At 72.8% G+C, this 20,446-nt stretch carries 14 protein-coding genes; 5 read left to right on the top strand and 9 right to left on the bottom strand.

Annotation, left to right across the window (positions count from 1 at the left end):
• Positions 1-366 precede the first annotated feature (366 nt).
• On the top strand, positions 367-2,631 hold the full coding sequence (locus IE258_RS26175) for an MMPL family transporter (protein ID WP_189747328.1): 2,265 nt from the start codon (positions 367-369) through the stop codon (positions 2,629-2,631).
• A gap of 106 nt (positions 2,632-2,737) precedes the next feature.
• Here IE258_RS26175 and IE258_RS26170 read toward each other — a convergent pair whose 3' ends face one another.
• The 5 genes from IE258_RS26170 to IE258_RS26150 form a co-directional block, all read right to left on the bottom strand.
• A complete protein-coding gene (locus IE258_RS26170) occupies positions 2,738-3,994 on the bottom strand; it encodes a glycosyltransferase (protein ID WP_189747326.1) in 1,257 nt (418 codons plus the stop codon).
• Positions 3,991-4,773 (bottom strand): 23S rRNA (adenine(2058)-N(6))-methyltransferase Erm(O), encoded by a 783-nt coding sequence (erm(O), locus tag IE258_RS26165; protein ID WP_189747324.1) that lies wholly within the window; start codon positions 4,771-4,773, stop codon positions 3,991-3,993. Before erm(O) ends, IE258_RS26170 begins: the two co-directional genes overlap by 4 nt.
• A gap of 350 nt (positions 4,774-5,123) precedes the next feature.
• Positions 5,124-6,416, bottom strand: a complete 1,293-nt coding sequence (locus tag IE258_RS26160; RefSeq protein ID WP_189747322.1) for an ABC transporter substrate-binding protein — start codon at positions 6,414-6,416, stop codon at positions 5,124-5,126.
• Positions 6,416-7,249, bottom strand: coding sequence for a carbohydrate ABC transporter permease (locus IE258_RS26155; RefSeq protein WP_189747321.1), 834 nt, complete (start codon positions 7,247-7,249; stop codon positions 6,416-6,418). Before IE258_RS26155 ends, IE258_RS26160 begins: the two co-directional genes overlap by 1 nt.
• Positions 7,246-8,193 (bottom strand): carbohydrate ABC transporter permease, encoded by a 948-nt coding sequence (locus IE258_RS26150; RefSeq protein WP_189747319.1) that lies wholly within the window; start codon positions 8,191-8,193, stop codon positions 7,246-7,248. The genes IE258_RS26155 and IE258_RS26150 overlap by 4 nt, the downstream gene beginning before the upstream one ends.
• Before the next feature lie 151 nt (positions 8,194-8,344).
• Between IE258_RS26150 and IE258_RS26145 the strand changes: the two genes are divergently transcribed.
• A complete protein-coding gene (locus tag IE258_RS26145; RefSeq protein WP_159328192.1) occupies positions 8,345-9,211 on the top strand; it encodes a phosphotransferase enzyme family protein in 867 nt (288 codons plus the stop codon).
• 48 nt (positions 9,212-9,259) lie between these two features.
• Here the strand turns inward: IE258_RS26145 and IE258_RS26140 are convergent, their stop codons facing one another.
• Both IE258_RS26140 and IE258_RS26135 read right to left on the bottom strand, forming a co-directional pair.
• Entirely contained in the window at positions 9,260-9,991 is a 732-nt protein-coding gene (locus IE258_RS26140) for a 3'-5' exonuclease (protein WP_164460524.1), read from the bottom strand.
• 115 nt (positions 9,992-10,106) lie between these two features.
• Complete coding sequence (locus IE258_RS26135) at positions 10,107-11,354, bottom strand: DUF5919 domain-containing protein (RefSeq protein WP_127896641.1); 1,248 nt, start codon at positions 11,352-11,354, stop codon at positions 10,107-10,109.
• A gap of 365 nt (positions 11,355-11,719) precedes the next feature.
• On the opposite strand from IE258_RS26135, the gene glgX reads away from it, so the two are divergent.
• Complete coding sequence (gene glgX, locus IE258_RS26130) at positions 11,720-13,828, top strand: glycogen debranching protein GlgX (RefSeq protein WP_189747317.1); 2,109 nt, start codon at positions 11,720-11,722, stop codon at positions 13,826-13,828.
• An 82-nt stretch (positions 13,829-13,910) separates the two neighbouring features.
• Complete coding sequence (gene treY / locus IE258_RS26125) at positions 13,911-16,352, top strand: malto-oligosyltrehalose synthase (RefSeq protein ID WP_189747315.1); 2,442 nt, start codon at positions 13,911-13,913, stop codon at positions 16,350-16,352.
• 77 nt (positions 16,353-16,429) lie between these two features.
• On the opposite strand, the gene IE258_RS26120 is transcribed toward treY, so the two are convergent.
• Positions 16,430-17,755 carry a M14 family zinc carboxypeptidase gene (locus IE258_RS26120; RefSeq protein WP_189747313.1) on the bottom strand — a complete coding sequence of 442 codons (1,326 nt, stop codon included), beginning with the start codon at positions 17,753-17,755 and terminating at the stop codon, positions 16,430-16,432.
• 206 nt (positions 17,756-17,961) lie between these two features.
• Positions 17,962-18,513, bottom strand: a complete 552-nt coding sequence (locus IE258_RS26115) for an FHA domain-containing protein (protein ID WP_159328198.1) — start codon at positions 18,511-18,513, stop codon at positions 17,962-17,964.
• Positions 18,514-18,689: 176 nt separating this feature from the next.
• On the opposite strand from IE258_RS26115, the gene treZ reads away from it, so the two are divergent.
• Positions 18,690-20,435: a malto-oligosyltrehalose trehalohydrolase gene (gene treZ / locus IE258_RS26110; protein WP_189747311.1), complete on the top strand. Its 1,746-nt coding sequence runs from the start codon at positions 18,690-18,692 to the stop codon at positions 20,433-20,435.
• The last annotated feature ends 11 nt before the right edge of the window (positions 20,436-20,446 follow it).

The following is a 20,446-nucleotide window of genomic DNA, read 5'->3' as shown; positions in this document are numbered from 1 at the left end:
ATAGAACGGCCGTCGTGCCCCGTGGGGGTGGGCACGACGGCCGGGTCCGCGCCGGGCGGACGTGCGCGCCACTCTCGCCGATGCGGTGTGCGCGATTCAACCACTACACACGCCTGTGACTTAACAAACAACTCTTCCAAAAGGCTCCGGCGCGCCGCCGAACCCTGATCACCGCCCCTGGAAGCCCCCGGTAGATGTAAGGGGCCGGGATCCTCCTCAGCGGTGAGTGCGGCGGTACGGAGGGATGAGAGCGGCGCCGTCGCACGTCACCGGAGAGCACGACGCCACGGCCTTACGCGGCCCATACCTTCGAATCGCAAGGTGGCGGCAGGGGGCCGGCACCGCTCATGAGGGGGCAGGCCGGTCATGCGGAACCGAGAGACACGGGTGCGGGGCATAGCCGCCCGGGCGGGCGGCTGGAGTGCCCGGCACCGCTGGGCCGCCGTCGGGATCTGGGTGTTGTTCGTGGTCCTGGCGATGGGGCTCGGTTCGGCCGCCGGCCGGGTCGACGTCAAGGACAGCGACCAGATGGGCGGCGAGACGCACACCGCCGCCCGGATCGTCGAGGAGGCGGGGATCGACGAGCCGGCCAGTGAGTCGGTGCTGGTCCAGGCGAAGTCGGGTGATCTGAAGGCCACGGACGCCGAGTTCCGGGCCGCGGTCGGCGCGGTCGTCACGGCGGTGGAGGAGACCGGGAAGGTCACGGGCATCACCTCCCCGTACGACGCGAAGACGATCTCGAAGGACGGCCGGAGCGCGCTGGTGCAGTTCGACATGCGCGGCGAGGCGGACACCGCCGGCGAGCGGGTCGAGCCGGTGCTGAAGGCGGTCGAGGGGGTCCAGAAGGAGCACGGGTCGCTGCGGATCGAGGAGATCGGCGGCGCCAGCATGATGAAGACGTTCGACGACGCGTTCGGCGACGACTTCAAGAAGGCCGAGTACTCGGCGGTGCCGGTGGCCCTCGGCATCCTGCTCGTCGCGTTCGGCGCGCTGGTGGCGGCGCTGGTCCCGGTGGCGCTGGCGATCACCGCGATCATCGCGACGATGGGCCTGATGGGTCTGGTCAGCCACTTCCAGCCGATGAGCGAGACCGCCAACTCCGTGATGCTGCTGGTCGGTCTGGCCGTCGGTGTCGACTACTGCCTGTTCTACCTGCGCCGGGAGCGCGAGGAGCGCGCCGCCGGACGGGACGCGCAGACCGCGCTCAGGATCGCCGCCGCCACCAGTGGCCGGGCGATCGTCGTCTCCGGTGTCACGGTGTGCGTGGCGATGGCGGGCATGCTGTTCACCGGCATCGCCGAGTTCGAGGCGATGGGCCTGGCCTCGCTGATGGTGGTCGCGGTCGCCATGGTCGGCTCGGTGACGGTCCTGCCGGCGCTGCTGTCCCTGCTGGGCGAGCGGGTGGAGAAGGGCCGCGTGCCGTTCCTGCGCCGCCGCCGGCCGAGCGGCTCCGCGAGTGAGGGCAGCCGCTTCTGGACGGCCGTGCTCAAGCGCGTACTGGCCAAGCCGCTGCTCGCCGCCGTGGTCGCCGTCGGCGCGCTGCTGGCCGTCGCCGCGCCGGCCCTGGGCATGAAGACGCAGAACCTCACGCTGGACCAGGAGTTCGGCGACTCGCTGCCCATCGTGCAGACGTACAACCGGGTCAACGAGGCGTTCCCCGGCGGTTCGGACCCGGCCGAGGTGGTGGTCAAGGCCGACGACATCAACGCGCCCGAGGTGCGGGCCGCGCTCGCCGACTTCCGGGAGCGGGCGATCAGTTCGGGGGCCTCGCGCGGTCCCGTGGACGTCACGACGCACGACGAGCAGAACGTCGCGCTGGTGTACGTCCCGCTGGTCGGCGGCTCCGACCAGGACAAGGCGGGCGAGAGCCTGGACAAGCTGCGCGACGAGGTACGGCCCGCGACGCTGGGCAAGGTCGACGGCGTCGAGGCCCCGATCACCGGTCAGGTGGCCGGCAACAAGGACTTCAACGACCAGCTCGTCGGATCGGTCCTGCCGGTCTTCGCCTTCGTCGTGGTCTTCGCCTTCCTGCTGATGCTGCTGTCCTTCCGCTCGCTGACGATCGCGCTCACCTCGATCGTGCTCAACCTGCTGTCGGTGGGCGCGGCGTACGGCATCCTGGTCGCCGTCTTCCAGCACGGCTGGGGCGCCTCGCTGGTGGGCGCCGAGGGCGTGGGCGCCATCATCACGTGGCTGCCGCTGTTCCTCTTCGTGATCCTGTTCGGCCTGTCGATGGACTACCACGTGTTCGTGGTCTCCCGGATCCGCGAGGCCCGGCTGCGCGGGCGTTCCACCCGGGACGCGATCCAGCACGGCGTGGTCACCACGGCGGGGGTCGTCACCAGCGCCGCCGTCATCATGGTCGCGGTGTTCGCCATCTTCGGCACGCTGTCCATGCAGTCGATGAAGCAGATGGGCGTGGGCCTGGCGGCGGCGGTGCTGATCGACGCGACGATCATCCGGGGTGTCCTGCTGCCGGCCGTGATGTCGCTGCTCGGCGAGCGCAACTGGTACCTGCCGAAGTGGCTGCACCGGCTGCCGGACCTGACCCACGACGAGTCGTCCGAGGCGATCGCGTCGCCGGAGCGGGACGGCGAGCGCGGGGAGCGGGGAGAGCCGGTCGGCGTCTGACCGGCACGCCACCCGGGCCGAAGGGCCCGCCGGTTCCGGGGGAACCGGCGGGCCCTTCGCCGTGCTGTGCCGGGGCGTGCGCCGGTGCGGCCGCGGGTTGCCCGGGTCAGCCGCGCGCGGCGGCCAGTTCGGCCTCGATGAGGTCGGCGGCCCGCCGGGTGCCGCCCTCCTGGGCCATCTGCGCCTGGATCTCCTTCAGCCGCCCCGCCGCCTCCGGGTCGTCGACCAGGGCGAGGGCGGCGGTGCGCAGCGCCTCGGCGGTGGCCTCCTCGGTCGCGAGGGTACGGGCGACGCCGAGGCCCTGGAGCACGTCGGCGTTGCCGAACTGGTCCGCGGCCTGCGGTACGGCGATCATCGGCGTGGCGGTGGCCAGGCCCTCCTGGCTGCCGCCCGCGCCCGCGTGGGTGACGAACAGGTCGGCCTGCTGGAGGATCGCCAACTGCGGTACCCACGTACGGACTTCCACGTTGTCCGGTACGTCGCCAAGCTCGGCGGGGTCGACGTGCCGGCCGACCTGGAGCACGGTGTGCCAGCCGGGCAGCTCACCGAAGGCGCGGACGCACTCCCGGTAGAACGCGGGCTGCTTGGTGAAGGCCGAACCGAGGGAGACGAGGACGACCTTCTCCGCGCCCTCGGGCCGCGTCCAGTCGCCCTCGGCGGTGCGGTCCCCCTGGCAGGCGCCGACGAAGGTGTACGCCTTCTCGTCCACCCGGTCGGCGTTGGGCTGGAGCGCCTTGGGGATCAGCACCAGGGAGCGGTCGGGGCGGCCGACGAAGGGGTCGGGGTGGTCGGTGATCCCGTTCTCCTCCAGCCAGGCGTGGAAGCGGGCGTAGTACGCCTGTCCGCGCTCGGTCTTCAGCGGCTCCTCCCACATCGGCTCACCGACCTCCTGCTCGTACCCCTCCCAGGCGACCATGCAGGGCGACAGGGAGATCACGGGCACGTCCCAGCGGCGGCCGAGGACGCGGGCGGTGTAGGAGGCGATGTCGTGCAGGATCAGGTCCGGCTCGTCCCCCTCGTACGCCTGGGCGAGTTGCGGGAGCGCCTGGATCGCGTCGTCCAGGAAGGGCTCCACGTTGTCCAGCAGGGTGCTCCCCCACGCCTCCGGGTCGGCGTCGGGACCGGGCAGCGTGCTGTTCCAGAGCTTGGGTTCGGCGCCCGTCTCGGCGACCTTGTCCGCGAGCAGGGGCGGGATCGCGTAGGTCACCCGGTGCCCCCGCGCGACGAGCTCGCGGATGACCTCCAGGCTGGGGTTCACGTGGCCGTGCAAGGCGATGGAGAACATGGCGATGTGCGCGGGGCGAGTGGTCATGCGACGACCGTATGCGAGACGAGACGTCTCGTGCAAATTCTTTCGCTTCATGCCGTCAGCTCCTCGTGCAGCCGCAGCCACCGGTCGGGGGCGACCTCGCCGACGAGGGCACCGGGATCGAGCCGCGCGGACCGGAACGCCGCGTCCACCCGGCGCCGCGGGTGGGCACGGCGCAGGGACGCGTGCAGCGAGCCGCCGACGCCCGAGAAGCCCAGCTCGACCAGGTCGGACCAGGTGCGGCGGGGGCCGGTGCCGGTGAGCAACGGGGCGGGGCGGCGCTGGATGCGCAGGATGCCGGCGTCGACGCGCGGCGCCGGGCGGAAGCGGTGGCGGCCCACCCGGCCCAGCAGCCGCCACTCGTGTCGCGGCCAGGTCAGCACCGTGAGCAGGCTCCAGCGGCCGTAGTCGCCGGTGCGTTTGCGGGCGTACTCGAGCTGGGTGAGGAGGGTGGCGTCGGTGAGGTCGGGTGCGGACAGGCACCAGTCGACGATGTCGGCGGTGCGCGAGAAGGGAACGTTCCCGGCGACCGAGAACGGCGTGCGCGGGGGCCGGGCGGCGAGGAAGTCACCGGCGACGACATGGACGTGCGGGGTGCGCGCGAAACGGGCCCGGAGCCCGGGGACGAGGCGGGGGTCGATCTCGTAGGCGTGCAGCTCGCGGCTGCGGCGGGCGAGCGGCTCGGTGAGGGCGCCGTTGCCCGCGCCCACTTCGAGCAGCAGGGGCGGGTTCCGTCGGTCGGGGGCGGCGAGGCGCGCGACGTGGTCGGCGGTGGCGCGGTCGGCGAGGAAGTTCTGCGAGAGCGTGCGGGCACGCTGGGTGGGGCGGGCCATGGCCTGCGGTCCTTGTCTTCCGTGACAGGAGGGAAAAAGGGCAGCCGAAGGCCCTGACCGGAAGACGAAGGCAAAAGGGAATGCGGAGGCTCAGCCCCGCCGCGGGCGCCTCGAACGCGTCGGGCGCGTCAGCGGCGGGGGGACCCCGGGCCGGTCAGGGCTCCGGGGCCACGACGCATCCTGATGGAGTACGTGCAGCCCCGGCCGAGACCGGAGTTGATGATCGCGTTGAAAGCTGCCACGGAGGCGACGCTAGGCGGACGGGTGCCCGCCGGGCAAACCGTTTTCTCGCGGCGGTCGCCGGCGCGTACCGGTCACCGGCGCGCGGTGGTCGCCGGCGCGCGGCGGCCTCAGCGCTGGTAGCGGGCGAGCACCAGGTTTCCGTCCTCCTCCAGTCTGTGACGCAGTTCGTCCATGCCGATCGCACCGCTGTAGTACTCCTGGAGCGCCGGGGTCGCCACCTTGTCCTTCCACTCGGCGTAGCCCCGCACGGACTGCGCGGGCGCCGAGCGCAGGTGGGCGGCGAGCGCGGTGCCGGTGGCCCAGCCGTGCTCGGTCGTGTGCAGCGCGGGGTCCTTCAGGGCCTGCTTCCCGGTGGGCAGCATCCAGTCGCCGAGCGCGAGGCGCACCATGTTGTCCGGCTGGAGGAGGAAGTCGACGAACGCGGCGGCCTCCTCCTTGTGCGGGCTGTCCTCGGCGACGGACAGGGTCTGCGGGCTGACCCCCTGGGCGAGCCCGTCGGCGCCGGCCGGGGCGGGCAGCACCTGCCAGTCGAAGCCCTCGGGTGCCTGCTGCTCGATCTGCTGGCGGTAGGAGAAGCCGAGCGGCACCATCGCGTACTTGCCCGCGAAGAAGCCGGGCAGGGTGTCGGAGCCGCCGCTGCCCAGGGTGGTCGGCGAGGCGCTGCGGTCGGTGTCGACCTGGTCGTGGACGGTGCGGGGCACCACCTGGTCACCCTCCTCGAAGCGGACGGTCACCTTGCCGTCGGTGCCCCGGTGGAACAGCTTGCCGCCGGTGGACAGGGAGAGGTTGAGCGTGGCGGAGACGGGCTCCTTGAGCGGCCAGGCCACCCCGTACGTGCCGTCGCCGCTCAGCTCCTTCGCCACCTGCCGGAACTCCGCCCAGCTCCAGGGGTGTTCCGGCGTCGGGATGCGGACGCCGGACTTCTCGAGCAGGGTGGCGTTGGCGATCAGCACCCGCGGTTCCTGGAGGAACGGCACTCCGTAGACACCGTCGCCGAAGGTGACCGTCTCCCAGCTGTGGTGCGGTATGTCCGACTTCAGCCGCGCGGGCAGCAGTTCGGTGAGGTCGGCGAGGTAGCCGCCGTAGGCGAAGTCGGCGAGGTCGTCGGAGGCGTCGTGGATGATGTCGGGCGCCTCGCCGCCCTCGAAGGAGGTGAGCAGCTGGTCGTGGACGCTGTCCCAGCTGCCCTGGACGTACTCGACGCGCACGTCCGGGTGGGTGGCGTTCCACTCCCGTACCAGTTCCTTGTTGGCCTTCACGGACTCGTCCTGCCAGGCCAGGGACTGGAAGCGCAGGGTGATCCGGCCGTCGTCCGCCCCGCCGCCGCCGTCCGAGCAGCCGGCGAGCAGCAGGACGGCGCAGGCGAGCAGGGTGACGATCCTCGTGGACGTCCGCGTCATCAGCTCTTCACCGCCCCGGCGAGCATGCCGCCCGTGATCCGCCGCTGGATGAGGGCGAAGACCACCAGCGAGGGCAGGGTGGCGAGGAAGGCGGCTGCGGCGAGCGGTCCGAGGTCGGCGACGCCCCCGGCGCCGATGAAGTGGGTGAGGATCACGGGCAGGGTCTGTTTCTCCGGGGTCTTCAGCAGAACCAGGGCGAAGAAGAACTCGTTCCACGCGGTGATGAAGGCGAACAGGGCCGTGGCCACGATCCCGGGCGCGAGCAGCGGCGCGGTCACCGAGACCAGGGTCCGCAGCCGTCCGGCACCGTCGACCGCGGCCGCCTCCTCCAGCTCGCGCGGCACGGCGCGGACGTATCCGGCGAGCATCCACAGCGCGAACGGCAGCGACCACACGACGTACACCATCACGAGCCCGGGAACGGAGTTGATCAGGCCGAGATTCTTCAGGACCAGGAACAACGGGATGATCAGCAGGACGAAGGGGAACGCCTGGCTGACCACGACCCACCCGGTGGCCGCCTTGGCGAGCCGGCCGCGGCGGCGGGCCATGACGTACGCCATCGGGGTCGCGATCAGCACGGCGATCACGGCGGCGCCGAGCGCGGCGAGCAGGGAGTTGAGCCCGGCCTGGAGCAGCGGCTGCTCGTCGAAGGCCTGCCGGAAGTTGTCGAGGGTGGGGTTCTCGGGGATCCAGGTGGGGTGCAGACTGGCCAGCTCGCGCGGCGGCTTGAAGGCGATGGAGATCAGCCACACGAACGGGAAGGCCAGGAAGACCAGGTAGGCGAGCAGTGCCGCGTACTGACCCGTGCGGGCCGCGGTCGAGGTCCTCACGCCTTGTCACCTCCCTTGGCCTCGCCCCGGAGACGGCCGACGAGGAAGACCGCCAGCAGGATCGAGATCAGGGCGACCATCACGCAGCCCATGGCCGCCGCGTAGCCGAACTGGCCGTAGCGGAACGCCTCTTCGTAGGCGAAGAGCATGGGCAGCCGGGTGCGGCCGCCGGGGCCGCCGTTCGTCAGCACGTAGACCAGGGCGAAGGAGTTGAAGTTCCAGATGAGGTTGAGCGCGGTGATGGCGAGTGCGACGGGCCTGAGGGCGGGCCAGGTGACCGTGCGGAAGCGGCGCCAGGCTCCCGCGCCGTCCACCGCGGCCGCCTCGTGCAGCTCGCGCGGGGTGTTCTGCAGTCCGGCGAGCAGCGCGACCGTCGTCTGCGGCATGCCGGCCCAGACGCCGACGACGATGACGGCGGGCAGGGCGGTGCCGAGGCCGCTGAGCCAGTCGTGGCCGCCGCCGAGGCCGAGGTCGCGCAGGGTCTCGTTGAGGATGCCCGCGTCCGTGTTGTAGACCAGCCGCCACATGATGCCGACGACGACCTCGGGCATCGCCCAGGGGATGATCGCCAGGGCCCGGGCCAGCCAGCGCATCCGGAGGTTCTGGTTGAGCAGCAGGGCGAGACCGAGGGCGAGCAGGAACTGCGGCACGGTCACTCCGACGGCCCACACCAGGCCGATCCGGAACGACTCCCAGAACAGCGTGTCGTGCAGCAGGTCCTGGAAGTTCAGAGTGCCGATCCACCGGGTGGGCTCCGTACGGCCCGACTGGGCGTCGGTGAACGCCAGCAGGATGCCGTAGAGCAGCGGCCCGACGCTGAGGACCAGGATCGGGATCAGCGCGGGCAGGACCAGGAACCAGGCGCCGTGGTCCGGCGCGCCCCGCGGGGCGTCCGGGCCGGGCGCACGGCGCGCCGGTCGTCTCGGCTCGGTCACCAATGTCACGTAATCAACCCCTATGCGCGGCTCGGACGGGCCTGGTCATGGTCGTGAAGTGACCGCGTCCCGTCAAGGGCCCGGGACATGCCCCCACCTGTGCGAATGGGACAATGGCCGACGGATGGCGGGAACCGCACGGACACGGAGGCACGGGACGATGGACGAGGCACGGGCGCGGGAGGTGCTGGCCGCGGCGGGGGTACTGCCCGGCCCGGCGTCGGAGGCGCGGCTGCTGGCCCTCGGTGAGAACGCGGTGTTCGGCGCCGGCGACCTGGCGGTCAAGGTGGGCCGCGACGCCGAGCTCCTGGAGCGGGCGCGCCGGGAACTGGCCGTCGCGCTCTGGCTGGAGGAGGCGGGCGTCCCTGCGGTGCGGGCGGCCGAGCCGACGGCCCTGTTCGTCGACGGGCATCCGGTGACCGTGTGGCGGCGGCTGCCCGAACCGGTGCGGCCCACCGAGCCCCGGGACGTCGCGGTGCTGCTCCGTCTCGTCCACGCGCTGCCCCTGCCCTCCTCCTTCGAGCTGCCGCCCCGCGAGCTGCTGGGCGGTGTGGAACGGTGGCTGCGTCTCGCGGGCGACGTGATCGACCCCGCGGACGCCGCGTACCTGCGCGAGCGCCGGGACGGCTTCGCGTCGGCGGCCGCCGCGCTCACCCCGCACCTGACGCCGGGTCCGATCCACGGGGACGCGCTGCCCCGCAATGTGCACGTCGGCCCCGACGGGCCGGTCCTGATCGACCTGGAGACCTTCTCCGCCGACCTGCGTGAGCACGACCTCGTGGTGATGGCGCTCAGCCGGGACCGCTACGGGCTGCCCGCCGAGGCGCACGACGCCTTCACCGCGGCCTACGGCTGGGACGTGCGCGAGTGGGACGGCTGCGCGGTGCTGCGCGGCGCGCGGGAGACCGCGAGCTGTGCCTGGGTGGCCCAGCACGCGCCGAGCAACCCCAAGGCACTGGCCGAGTTCGAACGCAGGGTGGCGTCGCTGCGGGACGGGGACCCCGAGGTGCGCTGGTACCCCTTCTGACCCTCGCGGTCCGCCCCTCCGGCCCTCGGGTCGGCCGACCGGGCCGGGTCAGACCCGCTCGTCGGCCGGTTCCCCGGCCAACTCCCGCAGCGGCCAGGCACCGTCGACGACGGCCGTGGCATCGCCCTTGCGGCGCAGGAAGCTCTGGAAGTCCGCCGCCCACTCGGCGTACCACTCGATCTGGCGGCGGTGCAGGTCCGCCGGGCCGAGGGCCGCGACCTTGGGGTGGCGGCCGGCTATCGCCCCGGCCAGGCGGGCCGCGGCGAGGGCGTCGGCCGCGGCGTCGTGGGCGGCGTCGAGCGGCACGCCGTACTCCCGGCAGACCGCTTCGAGATTGCGCTTGCCCCGGCGGTAGCGGTCGACGGACCGGTCGATGGTGTACGGGTCGATGACCGGGGCGGGGTCCGTGCCCAGGCGCTCGCGCAGGGACGGCAGCGCGTGGCGCCGCAGCTCGGCGGAGAGCAGGGTGAGGTCGAAGGCCGCGTTGTAGGCGACGACCGGGACGCCCGCCTTCCAGTGGTCCACGAGGACTTCGGCGATGGCGTCCGCGACCCGGTCGGCGGGCAGGCCCTCGCGGGCCGCGCGTTCGTTGCTGATGCCGTGCACCGCGACCGCGTCCGCCGGGATCTCCACTCCGGGGTCGGCCAGCCACTCCCGCCGGCCGAGCGTCTGTGAGCCCCTGACCTCGATCACGGCTCCCGTGACGATGCGCGCCTCGCGCGGATCGGTGCCCGTCGTCTCCAGGTCGAAGCCGATCAGCAGCTCCCGGTGCCAGCCCATGGGCGGTCCCCCTTCTCGGTGGTGCTTTCCCCCAGTGGTCTCCACCTTCCCACGGGCCACTGACAATCAGAGGATCGCATTCCGCTTACGTCCGAGTCGCTCCAGGGGGCGGCGTTCACGACACCGGGCGCGAATCCGCCCACATCAGCTCGAACTCCTCACGGTAGGTGGGGAAAAGTCCGCCTTCGTCGACCCGGTCCGACTTGACGACCTTTCCTCCGTTGCGCCCGTTGCGCAGGACGAGGACCGGTGCCTCCATGCCGCGCGTGCGGCGCAGGTAGGACTGCACGACCGCGATGCCGTCGGCGCCGTCCCCGTCGACGAGGTAGGCCGTGAAGCGGGGCGTCTCGTCGAAGACCTGGATCTCGAAGGCGCCCGGGTCCCGCAGCCGGGCCCGCACGCGCCGCATGTGCAGGATGTTCATCTCCACCGCGCGGCTCAGCTCACCCCGCTTGATGCCCAGTTCGCGCTCGCGGCGCTTGATCGCGCTGGAGGCCGGGTTCAGGAAGAGCAGCCGCACCCGCCCGCCGGCCTCGGCCATCCGCAGCAGGCGCCGGCCGGAGAAGTTCTGCACGAGCAGGTTGAGGCCGATACCGAGGGCGTCCACCCGGCGGGCGCTGCCGAACAGGTCCTCGGCGGGGAACTGGCGCAGCAGCCGCACCCGGTCCGAGTGCACGGCGACCACGTCGGCGTAGCGGTCCCCGACCAGGTCCTCCACCGCGTCGACGGGCAGCCTTCGCGCGGACGGCACGTCGCTGCCCGCGCCGAGCACCTCGAGGAGTCGCGCCGAGGCCCGCTCGGCCTGGTTCAGGACCGCCTCGGACAGGGCCCGGTTGCGGGAGACGACGTTGCGGGTGACTTCCAGTTCGTCCAGGGCCAGTTCGACGTCGCGGCGCTCGTCCACGTAGGGCTCGAAGCAGGGCCAGTGCTGCACCATCAGCTCGCGCAGCTGGGGCAGGGTGAGGAAGCTGAGGACGTTGTCGTCGGCCGGGTCGAGCAGATAGCCCTTGCGGCGGCTGACCTCCCGCACCGCGACGGCGCGCTGCACCCACTCCTGTCCGGCGGGTCCGGCGGCCGCGACCACCCAGTCGTCGCCGTGGACCGGTTCGTAGACCGGGCGCAGGACGGCGGCCACGACCGCGCGCAGCCGCTGCTCGACGAGGTTCAGCCAGATGTAGGCCCGGCCCGCCCGCTGCGCACGCGTGCGCACCTCGTGCCAGGCCCCGGCGTCCCAGTCCAGCTCCGGACCGATCGCGCCCGCGTTCATGGGCCGCGCCAGGGACACCGCACCGGGCGGGACGTCCGCGGAGTTCCCCTGGTGACCGTCGTCACCAGGAGGCAGCTCCAGCCCTCCCGAGCCCACCCGAGTACCGCCTTCCGCTCCCCCGGACACTGCCGGGGACACCCCGTCCCAACGATCAAGGAAGGGTACTCCGCCGACGGTCCGCGGTGCAGCCCGATGGACGGGCCGGTTTTGCCAACTTGCTTGATCCACAAAGGCGTTCCGGCCGTGCTCACACCGAGGAGTGAGCGGATTCATAGCGGTGACGTGGGAGGGGTACGACGGAGGGGGCCGTGCGCCTGCCCGGGGACCGACCGGAGCAGAACGCCGGAGGGTGGGTAAGAGGACGTACGTGCTAGGTGGTCGCCTCACTTTCGGGGAGACTTCCGGGGGACTCGGAGCCAAGGCGTCCGCACCGGCGCCCCACACCTGAAAGAGTCGTGTTCATGCAGGTCTGGCCTGGAGAGGCGTATCCACTGGGTGCCACGTACGACGGCGCCGGCACCAACTTCGCGGTCTTCACGGAGGCCGCCGACCGAGTAGAGCTGTGTCTGCTGCACGACGACGGCTCGGAGACCGCCATCGAGCTGCGGGAGAGCGATGCCTTTGTACGGCACGCGTACGTGCCGGGCGTGATGCCGGGGCAGCGGTACGGGTACCGCGTGCACGGCCCGTACGCCCCGGAGCGCGGGCTGCGCTGCAACAGCGCCAAGCTCCTCCTCGATCCGTACGCGCGTGCGATCAGCGGGGCGGTCCAGTGGGGCGAGGAGGTGTACGGCTACCACTTCGGCGAACCCGAACGGCGCAACGACCTCGACTCGGCCCCGCACACGATGACGTCGGTCGTGGTCAACCCGTACTTCGACTGGGGCGACGACCGGCGCCCCCGGACGGAGTACCACCACACGGTGATCTACGAGGCCCATGTGAAGGGCCTGACCATGCGCCACCCGGGCCTGCCCGAGGAGCTGCGCGGCACCTACGCGGCCCTCGCGCACCCGGCGTTCATCGAGCACCTCACGGGGCTCGGGGTGACCGCGCTGGAGCTGATGCCGGTCCATCAGTTCGTCAACGACCACCGGCTGGTGGACATGGGCCTGAACAACTACTGGGGCTACAACACGGTCGGCTTCTTCGCCCCGCACAACGCGTACGCCTCCTGGGGCGACCGCGGCCAGCAGGTGCTGGAGTTCAAGTCGGCGGTCAAGGCGCTGCACGAGGCGGGGATCGAGGTGATCCTGGACGTCGTCTACAACCACACCGCCGAGGGCAACCACCTGGGCCCGACGCTGTCCTTCAAGGGCCTGGACAACCCGTCGTACTACCGGCTGGCCGACGACCCCCGCTACTACACGGACACCACGGGGACCGGCAACTCCCTGCTCATGCGGTCCCCGCACGTCCTCCAGATGATCATGGACTCGCTGCGGTACTGGGTCACCGAGATGCACGTCGACGGCTTCCGCTTCGACCTCGCGGCCACCCTGGCCCGGCAGTTCCACGAGGTGGACCGGCTGTCGTCGTTCTTCGATCTGGTGCAGCAGGACCCGGTGGTCTCGCAGGTGAAGCTGATCGCCGAGCCGTGGGACGTGGGCGAGGGCGGCTACCAGGTGGGCAACTTCCCGCCGCTGTGGACCGAGTGGAACGGAAAGTACCGGGACACGGTGCGGGACCTGTGGCGCGGCGAGCCGCGCACGCTGGCGGAGTTCGCGTCCCGGCTGACGGGCTCCTCCGACCTCTACCAGGACGACGGGCGCCGTCCGCTGGCCTCGATCAACTTCGTGACCTGCCACGACGGCTTCACCCTGCACGACATGGTGGCCTACAACGACAAGCACAACCACGCCAACGGCGAGGACAACCGGGACGGCGAGAGCCACAACCGCTCCTGGAACTGCGGCGTCGAGGGCGACACGGACGACCCGGCGGTGCTGGAGCTGCGGGCGCGGCAGATGCGCAACTTCACCGCCACCCTGCTGCTCTCCCAGGGCGTCCCGATGATCAGCCACGGCGACGAGTTCGCCCGCACCCAGCGGGGCAACAACAACGCCTACTGCCAGGACAACGAGCTGGCGTGGGTGGCGTGGCCCGAGGACGACCCCGACCTGCTGCGGTTCACCCGTGCGATGGTGTGGCTGCGCAAGGACCACCCGGTCTTCCGCAGGCGCCGCTTCTTCCACGGGCGCCCGGTGCAGGGCACCCACGACGAGCTGTCGGACATCGCCTGGTTCACCCCGGAGGGCGCGGAGATGACCCAGCGGGACTGGAACTCGGCGCGGGCCTCCGCGCTCACGGTGTTCCTGAACGGCAACGCGATCTCCGAGCCCGGCACGCGCGGGGAGCGGATCGCCGACGACTCGTTCCTGCTGATGTTCAACGCCGCGCCGAAGCCGCTGGACTTCGTGGTGCCGGTCGACCACGGCCGGCAGTGGGAGGTGGTCGTCGACACCGCCCTGGCGGCGGGGGTGCCCGCGGGCACCGGCCCGAAGGTGCAGGCCGGGGACCGGCTGACCCTGGTGGACCGGAGCCTGACCGTGCTGCAGCGGCCGGTGTAGGGCGGCCCGTGCGGGCGCGTCCCCGTGCACCCGTCAGGGGGACGGTGACAGGAAAGGCGGCGGGGCGGGTACGTAGGTTTCCATGACACCTGAGCGACCCGGCCCCGCCTCACCCTCCGCCGTCCCCTCGGCCACCTACCGGCTCCAGCTGCAGCCGTCCTTCCCCTTCAAGGCCGCGGCGGCGGCCGTGCCGTACCTGGCCTCGCTCGGCGTGTCGCACCTGCACCTGTCCCCCGTCCTGGATGCGGTGCCGGGCTCGCAGCACGGCTACGACGTCGTCGACCACGCGCGCGTGCGGGCCGAACTGGGCGGCGAGGAGGGGCTGCGGGCGCTGTCGCGCACCGCGCGGGAGCACGGTCTGGGCCTGGTGGTGGACATCGTGCCCAACCACATGGCGATGTCGCCGCGCCACAACCACGCCCTCTGGGAGGTGCTGCGCGAGGGGCCCGGGTCGCCGTACGCCCGCTGGTTCGACGTCGACTGGGAGGCGGGCGGCGGACAGCTCCTGGTGCCGGTGCTCGGCGCCCCGGTCGGCGAGGTGCTGGGCGACCTCCGGGTCGACGGAGACGTCCTGCGCTACCACGAGCACGCCTTCCCGCTGCGCGAGGGCACCGCGGACCTGCCGCTGCCCCGGCTGCTCGACGCTCAGTGGTACCGCCCGGTGTGGTGGCGGCTGGCCCGCACCGAACTGAACTACCGGCGATTCTTCAGCATCTCCGAGCTGATCGGCGTGCGCGTGGAGGACCCGGAGGTGTTCGAGGCCACGCACGGCACCGTCCTGCGGCTGCTGCACGAGGGGGTGATCGACGGGCTGCGCGTCGACCATCCCGACGGCCTCGCCGACCCCGACGCCTACCTGGAGCGGCTGCACCGCGCGAGCGGCGGCCGGTGGACGGTGGTGGAGAAGATCCTCGCGGACGGGGAGCAACTGCCCGCCGCCTGGCCCGTCGCGGGCACAACCGGCTACGACGCCCTGCGGCACGTCGACGGACTCTTCACGAACCCCGCCGGGTACGGGCAACTGCTCGACGGGTACCGCCGGTTCGCCGCTCCGCGGGTGGACCTGGGCGGGGACTGGGCGGCGACGGTGCGGCGCGCGGCGTACGAGGTGCTCACGCACGAGCTGGCCACCGAGCTGGACCGGCTGACCCGGGTGGCGCACCGCCTGTGCGCCACCGCGCCGGATCCGGCGCTGCGCGACCGGGCGCCCTGGGCGCTGCGCACGGCGTTGCGGGAGCTGCTGGTGCGGCTGGAGGTGTACCGGCCGTACACCTCGGTGGACGCGGCGACGGTCGTCACCGAGGAGGCGGCGGCCGAGGCCCGGCTCGCCTTCACGGTGCCCGAGGAGGCCGGCGCGGTGGACGTCGTACGGGGCCTGGTGCTGGGGCGGTACGGGGACGGTCCCGAGCACGTGGAGTTCCGGACGCGGTTCGCGCAGACCGCGTCGGCGCTGCGCGCGAAGTCCGTCGAGGACACGGCCTTCTACCGCTGGGTGCCGCTGCTGTCGGCGACCGAGGTGGGCGGCGACCCGGGCCGTCCGGCCGTGTCGCCGCAGGAGTTCCACGCCTACTGCGCGCGCGTGCAGCGCGACTGGCCCGCCACCGGAACCGTCGTCTCCACCCACGACACCAAGCGCAGCGCCGACGTACGCGCCGCGCTGGCGGTGCTCACCCAGTGCCCCGAGCGGTGGTCGGACGTCCTGACAGAGGTCACTGAGATCACGGACGTCACGGCGACCGCCGGCACGGGCGAGGGACCGCCCGACCGGCAGCTGGCGTGGGCGGCCTGGCAGACGGTGTTCGGTCTGGGCCCGGCGGACGGGGAGCGGGTGCGGGAAGCGCTGCTGAAGCATGTGCGCGAGGCGGGTACGCACACCAGCTGGACGGAGCAGGAGCCCTCGTACGAGGAGGCGGTGGCGCGGTTCGTGGCGGCGGGGCCGTGCGGCGCGCCCGGCGGGCGGGTGGCCGTCCTGCGCGAGGCGCTCGCGCCGCACATCCGGGCCAACGTCCTCGGCACCGCCCTGGTCCACCTGACGATGCCGGGCGTACCGGACCTCTACCAGGGCACCGAGCGCGAGTACCGGGCGCTGGTGGACCCGGACAACCGCCGCACGGTGGACTTCCCCGCCGCCGGGGACGAGGGCTGGGCCGGGGGCGCCGGGGAGAAGGCGGCGGTGACGCGGGAGGCGCTGGCGCTGCGGGCCCGGCGGCCCGACGCCTTCGGCGGGGCGGCGACGTACGAGCCGCTGCCCGCCGAGGGCCCGGCGGCGGCACACTGCGCGGCGTTCGTCCGCTCCGGCCGGGTCGTGACCGCGGTGACCCGGCTGTCGCTGCGGCTGGCGGAGGCGGGCGGCTGGCGCGGCACGACGCTGCCGCTGCCGCCCGGCAGGTGGGCCGACACGCTGGCGCCCGGACGGGAGTTCACGGGCCACGCGCGCGTGGAGGACCTTTTCGCGGACACACCGGTGGCACTGCTGGAGCGGATGGAGACGACCGAGACTCCGGAGACGGCGGAGACGACGTAAGGCAGCGCAGCGGCAGCGGCAGCGGCAGCGGGAACGCGCGGAAGACGGGGAACACGGGGAAGACGGGGCCCGGCGCGTCAGTCGCGGTGCATCGGTACCGCTGCTTCGGAATCCCGGCCGACCTCACCCGAGCGCGCGCCCGCGCCGACGCGCCGCCCGGCCAGTTCGAACGCGGCGAGCACCACCCGCGTCTGGTACTCCACCTGCCGCCCGACCGGTATCCAGTGCGCCGCGCAGCCGTCGCGGTAGTCGGCGCAGCCCTCGTCGACGAGCCGGTCCAGCTCGGACAGCACGCCCGCCGGATCGCCCCCGGTCCTGGTGACCAACTGGTGCAGCAGCCCCGCGGTCCGCAGCGACAGGCGCCGTCCGGCCAGCCGCAGCGCGACCAGGTGGGAGGTGTTCATCGGCGGCAGTGAGCGGCCCGTCCCGTCGTCGGTGTCCGGGTCCCACGCGTCGGCGAGCCGGGGGCACACCAGCAGGTAGTCGTCGACCGGTGCGAGCAGGTGAGCGGCCTCCGGCACCTCGGCGAGGTGCGGCCTGAGCCGGGCGAGGACGCGGTGCAGGCGCCGGGTGTCGTGGCGCAGGGTGCGGCTCACGGCGCGCAGCACGCCGTCGCGGTCGGCCGGCGGCGAGGCGTCGGCCACGGCCGCCACGGCCCACATGGGCGCCTCGACGACCGCGGTGACGGTGCCGTGGCGCCGCGGGTGGCACCACGTCGAGTCGACGGCCGCCTCGGTGATCGCGGCGGTGAGGTCGCCGCGGCGGGGCGGCGGGATGCGGTAGACGGCGGGTCCGAGGTCGGGCCAGTACAGGGTGTCGTAGGCGCCGAGTTCCCGGGGGATGCCGAGCCGGGCCGCGGTGTGGGCGATGCGCTGGGCGAGTCCCGGCAGGTCGTGGGTCAGCTCGACGAAGCCGCCGCCGACGTCCACGCCGTGCAGGGAGCACTGCAGGAAGGGCCGCAGTTCGTCCTGGAGGGCGAGCAGGGTGCGGGTCTCGGGCAGGGTGGCGCGGTCCGGGCCGTCCGGCAGCCACTCGGGTTGTTCCCGGAAGCCGGGCCGGAAGAAGTTCCGGGCGTAGCGGCCCAGGGTGTAGGGGCCGGTGAGCCAGCCCTCGTTGCGGCGCAGGCCGTCGGGGTCGACGCACAGCAGCAGGTTCCAGGTGGCGTCGGCGCCCTCGGTGAGCCGGGGGTCGGCGACGGCCCGCTCGGCCAGCCGCAGGGCGGTGGCGCCGCCCACGGGCTCGTTCGCGTGCGGTCCGGCGACGACGAGGACCTGGCGGCTGCCGTGGCCGACGGAGAGCAGCAGCAGCGGGGTGCCCGCGCGGGAGGTGCCCACGCGGCGCAGCCGGGCGTGTCGGGGATGCCGGGCGGCGAAGGCGGCGGCCCGGGCCCCCAGCTCGTCCACGGTCGGGTAGCGCAGGAGGGGCGGCAGGGCACACCTCCACGAAGCGAGCCGTCGATTCACCTGGTGTGCGCGGTGTACGCACAGTCAGTCACGACTTGCGGGGTACGTCAACACCACGAAAAGCAAAGGGGTTTGCGCCACCGAAACGACCACGACTCCAAGTGAGGCGCAGGCCAGGGATCTGCTCGGAGGGCTGCCGCCGCCGGTCAGTTCCCCGCCAGGCGGAAGGCCATTTGGCCGAAGCCGATCTGGTCACCCTCGCGGACGACGGCCGCGCCGATCACCCGCCGCCCGTTGACCGTGGTGCCGTTGGTGGAGCCCAGGTCGCGCAGCACCCACATGCCGCCCTGAAGGCTGAGTTCCGCGTGCACCCGGGAGACCGTCTCGTGGCTCAGCCGCAGCCCGCTCGCCGGGTCGCGCCCTATGCGCAGGGGATGACCGGCGCCCGGGTGGGGCAGCAGCAGCTTGGGCAGCCGCTCGGCCCGCCACGCCCGGCCGAGCCGTACGCCGAACCCGGACACCGCCTCGACGGTGCCGAAAACCAACCTCGACAGCCGGCTCTCGGTGGGCAGGTCGGCGGTGAGCGCGGCCAGCTCCTCCAGGCGGCGGGCGGCGAGCGCCAGCTCCATCCGGCGGATGAACGTGTCGTGCGACAGCCGCCCCATGGCAACGCCGTCCCGGAGCACGCTCAGCGCCTTGTCGCGCTCCGCGTCGGACAACCGCGCGGGGTACGTGTGGAACTCGAAGGACGACGTCACGCAGCTGATTGTCGGTCAGCGGCGGCGGAGTGTCCAGAAAACGGGAAAACGGCGCCCGCCCGGGCGCAAGCGCCACGACACCCGCCACGGGCGGGGGCAAACCCCGGCGGAATGATCCCCGCGTGCTGGAACATGGACCTGCTACATCACGGTGAGCAGACGAAGGGGAACCGTCCGTGCAGTTCGAGGTGTGGGCACCGCAGGCCGGCCGAGTGACGTTGGAGTGCGAGGGCGCCAGGCGCGCACTGGAGCGCGATCCCGAGCGCCGGGGGTGGTGGTGCGGTGAGGCTCGGGCGGGGGACGGTTCGCGGTACGGCTTCGCGGTGGACGACGGGCCGGTGCTGCCGGACCCGCGCTCGCGCCGTCAGCCGGACGGTCCCGACGGGCTGAGCGCGGTCGTCGACCACGGGCGGTACGCGTGGCGGACCCCGTGGGCCGGGCGTCCGCTGCCCGGCGGAGTCCTCTACGAGCTGCACGTGGGGACGTACACGCCCGAGGGCACGCTCGACGCCGCCGCCGACCGCCTCGAACACCTCGTGCGACTGGGCGTCACCCACGTCGAGTTGATGCCGCTGTGCCCCTTCCCCGGACGGCACGGCTGGGGGTACGAGGGGGTCTCGCTGTGGGCGGTGCACGAGCCGTACGGCGGGCCCGAGGCGCTGAAACGGTTCGTCGACCGGGCGCACGCGCTGGGCCTCGGCGTGGTCCTGGACGTGGTGCACAACCACCTGGGCCCGTCCGGCAACTACCTGCCCGCCTTCGGCCCGTACTTCACCGACACGCACCACACGCCCTGGGGCGTCGCGGTGAACCTGGACGCGCCCGGCTCGGACGAGGTACGGGCGTATCTGGTGGACAGCGCGCTGGCGTGGCTGCGGGACTACCGGATCGACGGGCTGCGCCTGGACGCGGTGCACGCCCTGGCAGACACGCGCGCGTGCCACTTCCTGGAGCAGCTGTCGACCGCCGTGGACGACCTCGCGGCCGCTCTGGACCGGCCGCTCTTCCTGATCGCCGAGTCCGACCTGAACGACCCGCGGATCATCACCCCGCGCGCGGAGGGCGGCCTGGGCGTGCACGCCCAGTGGAACGACGACTTCCACCACGCGCTGCACGCCGCGCTGACCGGGGAGTCGCAGGGCTACTACGCGGACTTCGCGCGCGATCCGCTGGCGGCGCTCGCCAAGACGCTGACCCGGGGGTACTTCCACGACGGCAGCTACTCCGGTTTCCGGGGCCGCTCGCACGGCCGTGCGCTCGACCGCGGCCGGGTCGCCGCGCACCGGCTGACCGGCTACAGCCAGACCCACGACCAGGTCGGCAACCGGGCCCAGGGAGACCGCCTGGCGTCCCTGGTCTCCCCCGGTCTCGCCGCCTGCGCGGCCACTCTGACGCTGACCGCGCCGTTCACGCCGATGCTCTTCATGGGCGAGGAGTGGGCGGCGGGCACCCCGTGGCAGTTCTTCACCGACCACACCGACCCGGAGCTCGGGGAGGCGGTACGGCGCGGCAGGCGGCGGGAGTTCGCCGCGCACGGCTGGCGGGAGGAGGACGTGCCGGACCCGCAGGACCCGGCGACGCGCGAGCGCTCCTGCCTCGACTGGTCGGAGCCGGAACGCGAGCCGCACGCGCGCGTACTGGACTGGTACCGGCGGCTGATCGCCCTGCGCGCGGAGCAGCCGGACCTCACCGACCCGGACCTGGCCGACACCAGGGTGGCGTACGACGGCGCGGCGCGCTGGCTGGCCTTCCGGCGGGGCGACATCCGGGTGGCCGTCAACCTGGGCTCGGAACCGGCGGCGATCCCGCTGGGCAACCGCCCCGCGCGCGTGCTCGCGGCGTGGGAACCGGTCGAGGGGCCGGGCCCGAACGGAATACTGCGGGTGCCGGGCGAGTCCAGCGTGGTGCTGGTGCAGGAGTGAGCAGGGGGTTC

This window comes from Streptomyces tendae, from assembly GCF_014650435.1.
GTDB lineage: Bacteria > Actinomycetota > Actinomycetes > Streptomycetales > Streptomycetaceae > Streptomyces > Streptomyces tendae.
Note: the sequence above shows the minus strand (reverse complement) of the source record. Positions and strands in the feature narration are given on the sequence as shown.

Bases quoted from the DNA above. Each gene is read 5' to 3' on its own strand.
- IE258_RS26175 (WP_189747328.1), top strand. From the start codon at position 367: ATGCGGAACCGAGAGACACGGGTGCGGGGCATAGCCGCCCGGGCGGGC.
- IE258_RS26170 (WP_189747326.1), bottom strand. From the start codon at position 3,994: ATGAAGCGAAAGAATTTGCACGAGACGTCTCGTCTCGCATACGGTCGT.
- IE258_RS26160 (WP_189747322.1), bottom strand. From the start codon at position 6,416: ATGACGCGGACGTCCACGAGGATCGTCACCCTGCTCGCCTGCGCCGTC.
- IE258_RS26145 (WP_159328192.1), top strand. From the start codon at position 8,345: ATGGACGAGGCACGGGCGCGGGAGGTGCTGGCCGCGGCGGGGGTACTG.
- IE258_RS26140 (WP_164460524.1), bottom strand. From the start codon at position 9,991: ATGGGCTGGCACCGGGAGCTGCTGATCGGCTTCGACCTGGAGACGACG.
- glgX (WP_189747317.1), top strand. From the start codon at position 11,720: ATGCAGGTCTGGCCTGGAGAGGCGTATCCACTGGGTGCCACGTACGAC.
- treY (WP_189747315.1), top strand. From the start codon at position 13,911: ATGACACCTGAGCGACCCGGCCCCGCCTCACCCTCCGCCGTCCCCTCG.